At 60.9% G+C, this 11647-nt stretch carries 10 protein-coding genes and 1 pseudogene; 5 read left to right on the plus strand and 6 right to left on the minus strand.

Annotated features, from left to right (window positions below; translation table 11 throughout):
* Positions 1-37 precede the first annotated feature (37 nt).
* Both HX898_RS07565 and HX898_RS07570 read left to right on the plus strand, forming a co-directional pair.
* A complete protein-coding gene (locus HX898_RS07565) occupies positions 38-1426 on the plus strand; it encodes a sensor histidine kinase (protein WP_180194334.1) in 1389 nt (462 codons plus the stop codon).
* Between the two features lie 2 nt (positions 1427-1428).
* Positions 1429-2052, plus strand: a complete 624-nt coding sequence (locus tag HX898_RS07570; RefSeq protein ID WP_138329986.1) for a response regulator transcription factor — start codon at positions 1429-1431, stop codon at positions 2050-2052.
* 6 nt (positions 2053-2058) lie between these two features.
* On the opposite strand, the gene HX898_RS07575 is transcribed toward HX898_RS07570, so the two are convergent.
* On the minus strand, positions 2059-2547 hold the full coding sequence (locus tag HX898_RS07575) for a hypothetical protein (protein WP_138329988.1): 489 nt from the start codon (positions 2545-2547) through the stop codon (positions 2059-2061).
* 288 nt (positions 2548-2835) lie between these two features.
* On the opposite strand from HX898_RS07575, the gene HX898_RS07580 reads away from it, so the two are divergent.
* From HX898_RS07580 to HX898_RS07590, 3 genes are all read left to right on the plus strand, one after another.
* Positions 2836-3333 (plus strand): hypothetical protein, encoded by a 498-nt coding sequence (locus HX898_RS07580; RefSeq protein WP_180194335.1) that lies wholly within the window; start codon positions 2836-2838, stop codon positions 3331-3333.
* Between the two features lie 168 nt (positions 3334-3501).
* Positions 3502-4335 carry an exodeoxyribonuclease III gene (gene xth, locus HX898_RS07585; RefSeq protein WP_138329992.1) on the plus strand — a complete coding sequence of 278 codons (834 nt, stop codon included), beginning with the start codon at positions 3502-3504 and terminating at the stop codon, positions 4333-4335.
* Between the two features lie 80 nt (positions 4336-4415).
* Positions 4416-4598: a hypothetical protein gene (locus tag HX898_RS07590; protein ID WP_138329994.1), complete on the plus strand. Its 183-nt coding sequence runs from the start codon at positions 4416-4418 to the stop codon at positions 4596-4598.
* Positions 4599-4645: 47 nt separating this feature from the next.
* Here the strand turns inward: HX898_RS07590 and HX898_RS07595 are convergent, their stop codons facing one another.
* The 5 genes and pseudogenes from HX898_RS07595 to HX898_RS07615 all read right to left on the minus strand — a co-directional run.
* The gene (locus HX898_RS07595) at positions 4646-6730 is read right to left on the minus strand and encodes an FAD-binding protein (protein WP_180194336.1); all 2085 of its coding nucleotides are present in this window, start codon (positions 6728-6730) and stop codon (positions 4646-4648) included.
* Positions 6727-7905 carry a Gfo/Idh/MocA family oxidoreductase gene (locus tag HX898_RS07600; protein ID WP_180194337.1) on the minus strand — a complete coding sequence of 393 codons (1179 nt, stop codon included), beginning with the start codon at positions 7903-7905 and terminating at the stop codon, positions 6727-6729. Before HX898_RS07600 ends, HX898_RS07595 begins: the two co-directional genes overlap by 4 nt.
* Positions 7906-7928: 23 nt before the next feature.
* On the minus strand, positions 7929-9584 hold the full coding sequence (locus tag HX898_RS07605) for a GMC family oxidoreductase N-terminal domain-containing protein (RefSeq protein ID WP_180194338.1): 1656 nt from the start codon (positions 9582-9584) through the stop codon (positions 7929-7931).
* Between the two features lie 45 nt (positions 9585-9629).
* Positions 9630-11135 carry a GMC family oxidoreductase gene (locus tag HX898_RS07610; RefSeq protein WP_180194339.1) on the minus strand — a complete coding sequence of 502 codons (1506 nt, stop codon included), beginning with the start codon at positions 11133-11135 and terminating at the stop codon, positions 9630-9632.
* A gap of 15 nt (positions 11136-11150) precedes the next feature.
* Positions 11151-11647, minus strand: a pseudogene (locus HX898_RS07615) (TOBE domain-containing protein); the annotation flags it as partial.

Here is an 11647-nt window from a genome sequence, read left to right on the forward strand (position 1 = left end):
CGTTAGGTTAATCGGGCAGTCTCTTACCGGTATCAAAATGAATTGGCTTCGCCGCTGGAATGCCCGCTCACTCGCCTCCCAGTTCTTCATCGCGGGTGGGCTCATCTCGATTGCCGCCATGTTCGTGGTGGGCTTTTTTGTAAGCCACCTCATAGAGGAAACCGTCATCCACAATTCGGGGGCGGCGACGGCGCTTTACGTGGACAGCGTGATCGCGCCGCTACTTCCCAATATGCAAACCGAGTCACTGCTGGACGACGCGAGTGCCCAGGCTCTGGACGAGACGCTCGGTCAGGGTGCACTCGGCAAACGCCTTGTTTCGTTCAAGCTGTGGCGAAGCGACGGCACCATCCTCTATTCGAACGAGAAGGAGCTAGTGGGCAAGACGTTTGCGGTCAGCGACAAGCTGCAGAGGGCATTCGCAGGATCTCTCGTCGCGCGCTACGAAATCGCCAGCGATCCGGAAAGCGACAAGGAGCGCGCGCTCGGCAAGCCGCTGATGGAGATCTATAACCCGGTGCTCCAGCCATGGTCCGGACAGGCGGTCGCCGTCCTTGAGTTCTACGAGACAGCAGAAGGATTGGGCGATAGTCTGGCGCATGCCAGGCTCCGGAGCTGGGGCGCCGTCGCCGCTCTGACGGCGACCTTTTTCCTTGTTCTCTCCGTTCTGGTGTTCCGAGGTAGCCGCACGATAGAGGCGCAGCGCAAGGATCTCAAAGAACGGGTCACCGAACTGTCTGCGCTGCTGGCGGAAAACCGCGGACTCCAGCGGCGCCTGCAGCGCGCCTCCCAGCGTGCGGCAGCGCTGAACGAAACATATTTGCGCAGCATCGGTGCCGATCTGCACGACGGTCCGGCCCAGCACATCGCCTATGCCTCATTGCGCCTGGACAGCGACGTGTTGATCAATGCGTCCACCCAGCCCGAAGCACGCGAAAAGGAGCTTGCCTGGATACGCTCGAGCCTTGCCGAAGCGATGACCGAGATCCGCAATATCTGCAGCGGACTGGTGCTTCCGCAGATCGAAAAATCCTCGATCACCGAGATCGTCACGCGGGTCGTCGAAGCGCATCAACACAAGACAGAAAGCCATGTCGAAACGATTGTCGACGAAGATGGACCGGAACTTCCCCCCGCCGTGAAGATCTGTATCTATCGCTTCATCCAGGAGGCGTTGAATAACGCTTACCGCCACGGCGGCGGCGTTCAGCAGGCCATAAAGGCTGTCTCGCGCGACGGCCATGTTTGTGTCGAGGTCAGCGATCACGGCGACGGCTTCGATCCGACCGAGGTGAGGCCAACGAGCCTCGGCCTCGTGGGGTTGCGCGAGCGCGTCGACAGCCTGGGAGGGTCCTTCGACATTAAGACGGGCGAAGGAGGAACGACCGTGACCATGATCTTCGAGCCAATGGAAGTGGGAGAGTAGGGATGACAGCAATCACCATCGGCGTCGTGGACGATCATCCGCTCTTTCGCGAGGGTGTAACGCGCAGCCTCTCCGAAATCAGCGGCTTTATCGTCGTTGGCGAGGGGGCCAGCAGCGATGACGCGGCGATGATCGCCTCGGACAACCATCCCGACATCATGCTCCTCGATGTCTCGATGCCCGGCGGCGGGCTGTCTGCGATCAGTGACGTCCTGGCGCGGAGCCCCACAACGAAAGTGCTGATGTTGACGGTATCCGAGGAGGTGGACACTTTGCTGGGAGCTCTGCAACGGGGCGCGATGGGTTATGTTCTGAAAGGTGTTGGTTCGCGTGGCCTCGCCGAAGCAATTCAAACCGTCCTGCGTGGCTCGCGATATATCTCGCCGACGATGTCGGCGAAAGTCATGGAAAATTCCCTGAATGGCGGAACCTCCGACAAAAGCAGCCTAACGCCACGCGAACGCGAGGTGATGGATCTTGTCGCTCAGGGCCTGTCAAACAAGCATATCGGCTTGCGTCTCAACCTGCAGGAAAAGACTGTGAAGCACCATATGACCCAGATTCTGAGCAAGCTTGGTGCCTCGAACAGGACTGAAGCGGCTCTACAATGGCGCGAACGGCGCTGAAAGAGGTTAGCGAAGGAAGCGGCTCAACCGCCGGGCATCACTGGCCGTCGCCTGCCGACTTATAATCGTCCGGCCCTTCGAGTCCTTCATAACGTAGCGACCGCGTTGCAGAGTTTCAGTGATGCCGTTTGAATGGCGGACGTCGATGGAGCCATCGGACGCCGCTGTCGCTCTCGCGCCCGATCTTGCTGACGATCCTGTGCTAGAGGAAGATGATCCTCCACCACCGGCGGAATTTCCACCATTGCCGTTTCCGGAACCGCTATTGCCGTTGCCGTTGCCGCCACCGTTGCCATTCCCTCCCCCATTGCCATTACCGCCGCCGTTGCCATTACCGTTGCCATTCCCGTTGTTGCCGTCCTTTGCCTGCGCAAAGTCCGCTGCCAGAACAGGAAGGGAACCGCCGAGTTTTAGTGTGACTGGTGATGCGGCAGCGACGAGAGCGACGGCCGCGCTACCGCCCAATCTCAGAAAATCGCGTTTCCGGATACTCATGCAATGGCCTCATTCGTCCGTTCTTCGCCGTTTCCCATCATATATGACGCATAAGATTTCTCGCTGTTCCCAAGACAAAATGCAACCGACCTAGGTAGTAGGCGCCAGCAAGACTTTGGTCCGGGCCGACCGATTGCCGCGGTCGACATCGGAAAGAGTCCAACGGCGTGATCATAAGCGCCGCTTACTCCCGTTGCTCCCTGTGCTTTGAAAAGGGCGCAAGCATTCTATGGAACTTCTGCCCTCGTCGTCGCTTTGTCTGTCAACGTGCAACAGAGGAAAACCCCAATGGCAAACCCGAACGAATCCCCCGCAGTCCAATCCATGCGAAAAGAGCAGGCAGAGCAGCGGAAGCAAACCCGAGACGGCCAACTCGACAAGGGTATCGAGAATACCTTTCCGGCGTCCGATCCGGTGTCAGCCACTCACACTTCAATTTCCGCCGGCCGCAGCGACGTCGAGGCGGCTGAGCGCGTGAAGCGAGAACCCGATCCCACCAAGCTCGACGAGGAGTTTCCGCTGGTGGATCAAGCCCTGCGCTCGACGGGCGAACCCGACCGTTCCTCCGAAGGGCTGGATGCCAATCGCGAGAAAATGCGCGCGCTTCAGAAAGAAGCCGGTCGGATGACCGAAACCGCTTCGGAACTGGCGTCCGGAACAGCCCGCCTCGCAAAAGCGGAAGCGCGCAGCTTCGTACGCGATCTCGAGGATCGCATACGCCGGCAGCCACTGACAGCCGCAGCGATCGTCGCCGGCATCGCCTTCGTCTTCGGCGCGACGCGTTGAGGAGCCAAGTGACAGTCGCCTCGCTCGATCACCCGAGGCGATTCGACCGGCGGACCATTACGGTGTCGAGAGCCGCCTCCATTAGGACGAATGCGGGCGGGGATTTCCTGAGGACGAAACTCAGGAGCGCTTCTAGAGCCCGTCCGTGCTTCGACTTCCGAGGGCATCGTGAAAATCGCAACCTACAATGTCAACGGGATCAATGGGCGGCTGGACATCCTGCTGCGCTGGCTCAAGGAGGATGTCCCTGATGTAGTCTGCCTCCAGGAACTGAAGGCAGACGATGCCGGGTTTCCGCGAAAGGAAATCGAACGAGCCGGCTACGGCGCCATCTGGCACGGACAGAGATCCTGGAACGGCGTGGCCATCCTGGCGAAGGGCAAGACCCCGATCCTGACGCGGCGCGGTCTTCCCGGCGATCCTGACGATACCCACAGCCGGTATATCGAAGCTGCCGTCGACGGCATCCTGATCGGATGCCTGTATCTTCCCAACGGCAATCCGTTTCCAGGAGCAAAGTTCGATTACAAGCTGCGCTGGTTCCGCCGTCTGCAGGCGTACGCCGCCGAGCTCCTCGAGCTCGAGGTGCCTTCGATCCTGGCCGGTGACTTCAACGTCATGCCGACGGAGATCGACGTCTACAAGCCGGAACGCTGGCTGGACGACGCCCTCTTCAGGCCGGAAGTGCGCAAGGCCTATGCTGATCTCGTCGCTCAGGGCTGGACCGATGCCGTCAGACATCTTCATCCTGGAGAGCGCATCTACACCTTCTGGAAATACTGGCGGAACAGCTTCGAACGTGATGCAGGGCTTCGGATCGACCACTTCCTGCTCAGTCCGGCAGTCGCCCCGTTGCTTCGATCGGCAACCGTCAGGAGAAAGCCGCGCAACTGGGAGCATACGAGCGACCACGCGCCCGTCATGATCGAGCTCGACATTTCCGAAGCGGGAGCCGACCTAGGAGCATCAGCCCGCTCAGTGACGAACAAAGGGAACCCGTGATGTCGCCGGGAGTTAGGTTATAGAGCATCAATGTCGAGATCGCATTCCTGCCTCGCAATGCTCCAATTTGAGTGACCGCTATGGACGAAAGCAAAAACTACCTGAACACCGACGAGATCCAGGCCGACGATCAGTTGTCGCCGAAGCCGATCGAAGGAAAGGATCCGCCAAGGCGAGTGCGCAGAAGCGAGGAAGCCATCGCCGAAGGCTCTGACGATACCGAGCGCGTCCGGGTCCCGCCCCCCGTTGCGAATCCCGATTGATCACCCTATGGACCCGTCTCTAAATGATTCAGGTCCCTGGCATCACCTCATTTGTCCGCGTCCAGATCGTAGATTCCGCCCGTCAGCCACGCTGGCCAGTCTCGCTCGAAGAAGGACCTGGCGCTTTCATCCAGCGTGCGGTTCGGACGGGTTGAAAGCCTGATCTCATCACCATCAAGCCGAACGACGATCTGCTCCTTGCGGTGCGCTTCCCGTTCCTTCCAGAAACGATAATCCTGCAAAGGCCCTGAGCGCGCCAGCGGAAGGGATTCGCCCTCCGCATCGCATATTGCGCGCGCGCCACGGCTGCCCCCTCCATTGCGAATGAAGAAATCAAGCGCGCTGAGCACGGCTTCCGAGGCGAGCGCCATATGCCGCCATTGCACGCCGCGAACCGCCTCCGCTGCGCGACTGTAGGAGACGCCGCTAGTACCAATGTCAGCATTCAGCTTGCGAGCTTCGATCAAGGCTCGGCCAACGCTTTCTTGATCACAGATGATGCCAGCCTTTTCGCTCATTCGCGCCTGTACTTGCGAACGGATCGATTTGACGGTGAGCGGGCTCTCGGTCCGAAGTCCGGCAACTAGGCCGACGATGCCCGCCTCTGCGATATCGGCTATGTACTCTGCTGCCGACCGCTTCGCCCTGCGGCTCGCGCTGATGTGCTCTGCCGCGCGCGTACCGAAGACTTGCCCGGCATTGAGCGCCGCTCCACCCGGCCTCGTCACGCCGTGTGTGCCCGCCGCTTCTCCAACCGCGTAACAGCCGCCGAGACTGCTGCGGCCCCAGGTGTCGACCATGATGCCGCCGTTCATGTGCTGGTTGTTGACCGCAAATTCCAGCGGCTCTTCGGCAATATCGATCTTGTAGCGGCGGTAGAGCTCGATCGCGAGCGGGTTCATATGCTTCAAACGATCGATCGGCATGTCCTGGTCGGCACCTGCCTTGCCGAGATATTCGCGGACGTCTTCGTCCAGTCTTTCCAGGCTGAACGGCAGGTCGCCCGGCACGGATAGGGGATTGCGATTGAAGTCCATAAAGACACGCCGCCCTGCGGCGGTTTCCCGGGAGATGGCAAGGTCGACCAGGCTCGAGCCGAAATCGAGCATGCGCGTCGCGTGAAATGGCCATTGATAGCCCTTGCGGAAGACGTTCGACGCCAGCTCCTGCGTGCTGCGGTAGTATTCTGCCAGGAAGTGGTGCTCGGCGCCTTCGGTATCGAGCGAGTAGATATGCGGGATGGCCTGGACGTAGGTGCCCGACAGATTCCACGGGAACCCTTCCCTGCGTGTGCCGATCCCAAACTGGCTTTCGGTCAGATTGACGAGTTCGACGCCTGCCTCGAGCGCCAGTCCGAGAGAACCGAAGCAGCCGTTGGGATAAACGCTGTCGCGATAGAGTTCGCCCGGCCCGCCGGCGGCGAGCGCGATCACGCCACTGACGAACAGCGCGATGCCCAGCGGGTTCTCCTCCGTGCGGTCGCTGGCGCGCATGACGAGCATGCCAACGACATGACGGTCAGCGCCACCGCCCTCGGTAAGGATCTTTACCGCCGTGGTCTGGTTATAGAACGGCACTCCAAGCCGGATCGCCTCCTCGGCCAACACCTTGACCATCAGGCGCGAGGTGCGCGGGCCGCAGCTGGTAGCGCGGCCGACCTCGTCATGGTCGGTCTGATATCTCAGCGTTCCACCGAGCGGATCCTGAGGCAGCGGCAGGCCTAAAAACTGGAGCGATGCCATCATCCGGGACGAGCCCACGGCCTCGACGTAGGCCGTATCCTCGTCCATCGCGCCGCCGCTGCGGATGGCGCGGGCCATCGCCTTGTAATTGTCGCCCTGATCCGCGGTGTTTGCAGTGTGCAGGGTCTGCTTGTCGGATCCCGAACAGGCCGAGGTTCCGCCCCACGCGCTTTGGCTGACGATGACGACGTCATCGCCGCGCCGATTCAATTCCACCGCCGCCCGCAGACCTGCAGCACCCGATCCGACGACGACGCAACCAGCCCGGTAGACCGGCACCTCGATGCCAGCGAGCCGGACCGTTTCCGAAGGGGCGGCCTCGGACGGCAGCCGCGGCATCTCCACATCGGTCAGTGCGTCAAGAATTTCCTGCGGAACGTCTATGGTCATTGGCGTTCAGCCAGCGGGATGTCGACCCAACGCCTCTGCCGGGAGGACTCCATGCATGCGTCGACGATCTGGCAGATGTGGTGGCCGGTCTCGAATGTCGGCCACATCGGTCTGTTGGCAACGATCGAGCGGATCACTTCGGCCACCTCGATAATCTTGCTTTCATTGTAGCCCAAGCCGAAATTCGGCAGAGGGAGGAAAGCCCGGAAGGTTGGGTTTTCAGGCCCCACGTCAATCTCGCGGAAGCCGCGCCGACCCGTCCGGTCGTCGTTGGAGTAGAAGCGCAGCCGGTTTATTTCGTCATAGGTGTAGGCGATGCTGCCTTTCGTTCCGTAGATTTCGTAGGTCTGCATGAACTTGCGGCCGGTCGCGACACGGCTGAAATCGACGATCCCGCCGGCGCCGTTCTCGAACCGGCACAGCAGGTTCGTCGCATCGGGATTGGTGATATCAGCCCAGGTCTCATTGCCTGTCAGTTTCACCTCTTCGCCATAGGCAAGGCCTTCGACGACAGGCCGGCGCGGCGTTACGATAAGATTGTCGGCGATCAGGGAGCTGACGCGGCCAACCAGGAAATCCATGAAGCTGAAGATATGCGAACCGGTATCACCGACGATCCCGGTCGGCGCGAGCTTTCCATCGGCGCGCCACATGAAGGGCGCGTAGGGATCGCCATACATGTCGACGTGCTGGCAGCCGCGGAACAGCTTGATCTCGCCGATTTCGCCGGATTGAATGATATCTTTCGCCAGATCATGGACGGGATTGCGAGGAAAGGCGTGTCCAACGCGCGTAATGACACCCTTCGCCCGGGCGATGTCGGCCAATTCCCGCGCTTCGGCGGCGGTGTTTGCCAACGGCTTCTCGCAATAGACATGTTTGCCAGCCAGCAGGGCCGCCTTGGCCACCTCATAATGAAGATGGTCAGGCAGGCAGATATCGATCAGATCGACATCAGGATCAGCGACCGCCAGATTCCAATCCTGAAGAATTCTTGCACCCGGCGCCCTGTGGGAAATATCCCCGGCTGCTTTCGAGGGACCTTCGACGAGAGCGACGATCCGTGCCGTTCCGTCCGACACTCCGAAGAAATGCGGAAAGGTCTGATAGGCCATCGTGTGGACCTTTCCCATCCAGCCCGAGGCGCCAAGCACTGCAACTCTGACTTCAGACATTGTCGTCTCTCCTCTCACATGGCTTACCGGATTTCGGCGCGGGCCCTCGGCCTCGCATCGTTGCGTTCGTAGGCGAAGATGGTGGGGGCAAGTGCCGGCAAGCCGCGAATGAGGTCCGATCCCTTTTCCCCGACCATGATCGTCGGCGCGTTGGTATTGCAGGACGGCACACGCGGCATGACCGAGGAATCGCAGACCCTGAGGCCTTCCAGGCCGTGGACCCTGAGATCGAGCCCGACAACCGCGTCGGGTCCTCTCCCCATCTTGCAGGTGCCGACCGGATGATGGTCGGTCTTTGCGTTGGCGCAGCCATAATCGAAAAGCTGCTCGTCGGTCGTGACCTTCGGTCCAGGAAGCCTTTCGGCCATGACATAGGGCTTCAGCGCCGCCTGCTGCATGATCTCGCGTGCGAGCTTGAGCCCCTCCAGGGACATCGTCCTGTCGTTAGGATCGGACCAGTAGTTGGGGTCGATCAATGGAGCGGCAGCCGGGTCTGAGGATGACAGACGCACCGTCCCGCGCGAGCGCGGATGCAGATAGGCGGAGTTAAGGGTCACGCCGGCATTCTTCAGCCGTTCGACACCCGCTTCGATGCCCGAACCCAGGCCAAGGTGGAACTGGATATCAGGAGAGCGGGCCTCGGGATCGGCATACCAGAAGCCGCCGGTCTCGAAGAGCGACGAGGCGACCGGTCCGGTGCGGAACAGTACATATTGTATCCCGGCCCAAACGGTCCGGTGGAGTTTTGCGACGCCATCATAGGTGTGATCGCCGGTGCATTCGGCAATGACGAAAAGATCCAGGTGATCCTGGAGGTTGCCGCCGACACCCGGTAGATCGTGAAGCACCTTGACGCCCACCGAGCGCAGATGGTCGGCCGGTCCTATGCCGGACTGCAAAAGCAGCTTCGGCGATCCGATCGCGCCGGAGGAAACCAATACTTCGCGGTCGGCACGCACGATCTCCGAGCCGTGCGAAGTCACGATCTCGACGCCTGTCGCACGGGCTCCCTCCACAATAATACGCGCGACGCGCGTGCCCGTCCTGACCGTCAGGTTCTTCCGGTCCTTGATCGGCGAGAGATAGGCGAGCGAAGCCGACGACCGGCGGCGGTTGCGCTGCGTGAGTTGATAAAATCCCACTCCCGCCTGCTGGCGTCCATTGAAGTCGTGATTATAGGGAATGCCGAGCTCCTGCCCTGCACGGATATAGGCGTCGCAGATCGGCAGCGCGGCCGCCGGCATCGAGACGCCGAGCGGACCGCCATAGGAGTGATAGTCGTCGGCGAAGCGCTGATTGTCTTCCGCGCGTTTGAAATAGGGAAGGATCGAACGATAGTCCCAGCCTTCGCAGCCGTCTTCACGGGCCCAGAGGTCATAATCCACAGCGTTTCCGCGCGTGTAGAGCTGGGCGTTGATCGACGAGCCGCCACCGATGACTTTCGCCTGCGTATAACGAAGCACGCGGCCTTTCATGTGCTTTTGGGGAACGGTTTCCCATCCCCAACTGGCGACACCTTTGGTCATCTTGGCGAAGCCCGCTGGCATGTGAAAGAGCGGATTCCAGTCGCCTCCGCCCGCTTCTAGCAGGAGGACGCTGACATCAGGATCTTCGCTCAGCCGATTTGCCAGCACGCATCCTGCTGGACCGGCGCCAGTGATGATGTAATCGAATCCCATTTTACTGTCCTGTTGCATTCGGCCTGGCGACCGCCAGTGCCTGTGTCATGCCTGCAAGTCCCGCGACGCAATGTGATCTGCCACTCTCAGCGCTTGGGCGGCGACGGTGAGCGCAGGGTTCACCGCGGCCGAGGTGGGGAGGAAACTGGCGTCGACGACGAAGAGATTTTCGTGATCATAAGCCCGGCAATAGGCGTTCAGCGGCGCCGTCGCGGGATCGTTTCCGATGCGGATCGTTCCGCACTGATGGGAAGGCGTGCGCTTGTCGAAGGGTCTCGACAGCACGATCGGAAATCCGATCGATTTCAGGATGACCTTCAGCTTGGCGACAAGTGCGAGATGGGCGTCCCAGTTGGTTCGCTGCCATTGGAGAATAATCCGATCTCCATCCACCATGACGCGGCTTTCGGGATTGGGAACGTCCTCGCTCATCGCATAGAAGTCGATGGCATGGCCGGTGATGAAGCGCAGAAGCCATTCCGGAGCCTGCGGCAGAGAACCCTTGAGAATCTTTTCGGAGATGCGGCCGAGGAGCTGCACGTTGCCGAGGGGCGGTCCGCCCTCCCCGTCGGAGAGATAAAAGTCGTTGAAGGCAAACGTCTTCTGGTAGATGGAGGTGTTCTTGAACCGCGGCGAGACCCCGATGACGGCGGACGCATTGTGATTCATGAAGTTGCGGCCCACCTGGTCGGAAGAGTTCGCCAGACCCTTTGGGAAGCGGTCGTTTTTCGAACGCAGCAAAAGCACTGATGATTGGACCGCCCCGGCGGAGAGGATCACGATCTCAGGCGAAACAGTCACCGTCTGCCCGTTCTTGATGTAGGCCACCCGGTCGATCCGGCTCCGCGCTCCCGTGTCGAGCCTCGTCACACGCGCATTGGTTTCGAGCCGGACGTTCTCGTGTCTCAGTGCTACTGAGAGTGCTGCGGTCTCGGCATCCATCTTGCCGTCGCGTGCGTTTGGATGCGCATCCCAGGGCGTGGGTGCTTTGGAGAGCCAGGCGTCAAGATCCAGGCCGAGCGGCAGGGAAAACGGATGCAGGCCCTTCTGCTTGAGGCGCGCCCTGATATCGGCAATCGGCGCCTCGTCCGGGACGAGCGGATACTCGTAGGCCGCCGAGTGGTGCGGCTCCGTCGGATCTTCGCCCAGACTGCCGCGGACCTGGTACATGCGTTCCGCTTGGCAGTACCACGGCTCCAGGACCTCGTACGGAAACGGCCAGGCCGGCGACACACCCTCGCGGTGTTCGATGACTGCGAAATCCTCTTTGCGATAACGCGACAACACGGCGCCATAGAATTTCGAATTCCCGCCGACATTGTAGTAATTGCCGGGATTGAACCCCTTGCCGTTCGCCTCGTACCAGGTTTCCTTCGGTCGAAAATGTCCCCGCTGGAAGATCGCGCGTTGGTCGCGGTTGACCGGAAGGTCGGCGATATGGTCGCCGGCTTCGAGGATCAATATCTGCGCGCCGGTCATGGCCAGGCCGGCCGCGACCGTGGCGCCGCCGACGCCTGAACCGATGATGACGATGTCAGGTGAACTGCTCATGTTAGCACCTGGCCATCACGCAATCCGCGCTTGTGTTTCCGGATCGAAGAACACGGCCTTGTCGAGATTGAAGGCGAGGCGGGTATTTTGTCCTGGTGCGATGCCGGTATCGGCGCGCAGGCGGGCGACGACGGATTTGCCGCCGAGCTTGGTGACGGCGAAGGTATCGGAGCCGGCCGGTTCGACCACCTCGATCAGGCAATCGCCCTCGGTCAGCGAGCGCGCCTTGCGGTCGGCGCCATCGGGGTCGGTCAGCGCCTCCGGCCGGATGCCGAAGATCACTTGCCTGCCGGTATAGGTGGTCAGGCCGTCATTGCCTGAGATGACGGGCAATCTCAGCGGCGCGGCATTCGGCCGCTCCAGCGAGACTTCGAGCCCGCCGGCACCGTTCTCGACGGTGGCGTTGAGCAGGTTCATCGCCGGCGATCCCATGAAGTCGGCGACGAAGATGTTGGAAGGGCTGTTATAGATCTCGGCCGGCGTGCCGAACTGCTGCAGCACGCCGTCCTTCA

It is taken from the genome of Rhizobium sp. WYCCWR 11128 (genome assembly GCF_013416305.1).
Taxonomy (GTDB): Bacteria; Pseudomonadota; Alphaproteobacteria; order Rhizobiales; family Rhizobiaceae; genus Rhizobium; species Rhizobium indicum.

What these genes read in the sequence shown, in the direction of transcription:
- HX898_RS07570 (WP_138329986.1), top strand. Translation starts at nt 1,429, where the DNA reads ATGACAGCAATCACCATCGGCGTCGTGGACGATCATCCGCTCTTTCGC.
- HX898_RS07610 (WP_180194339.1), bottom strand. Translation starts at nt 11,135, where the DNA reads ATGAGCAGTTCACCTGACATCGTCATCATCGGTTCAGGCGTCGGCGGC.
- HX898_RS07580 (WP_180194335.1), top strand. Translation starts at nt 2,836, where the DNA reads ATGGCAAACCCGAACGAATCCCCCGCAGTCCAATCCATGCGAAAAGAG.
- HX898_RS07575 (WP_138329988.1), bottom strand. Translation starts at nt 2,547, where the DNA reads ATGAGTATCCGGAAACGCGATTTTCTGAGATTGGGCGGTAGCGCGGCC.
- HX898_RS07595 (WP_180194336.1), bottom strand. Translation starts at nt 6,730, where the DNA reads ATGACCATAGACGTTCCGCAGGAAATTCTTGACGCACTGACCGATGTG.
- HX898_RS07590 (WP_138329994.1), top strand. Translation starts at nt 4,416, where the DNA reads ATGGACGAAAGCAAAAACTACCTGAACACCGACGAGATCCAGGCCGAC.
- HX898_RS07605 (WP_180194338.1), bottom strand. Translation starts at nt 9,584, where the DNA reads ATGGGATTCGATTACATCATCACTGGCGCCGGTCCAGCAGGATGCGTG.
- HX898_RS07600 (WP_180194337.1), bottom strand. Translation starts at nt 7,905, where the DNA reads ATGTCTGAAGTCAGAGTTGCAGTGCTTGGCGCCTCGGGCTGGATGGGA.
- HX898_RS07565 (WP_180194334.1), top strand. Translation starts at nt 38, where the DNA reads ATGAATTGGCTTCGCCGCTGGAATGCCCGCTCACTCGCCTCCCAGTTC.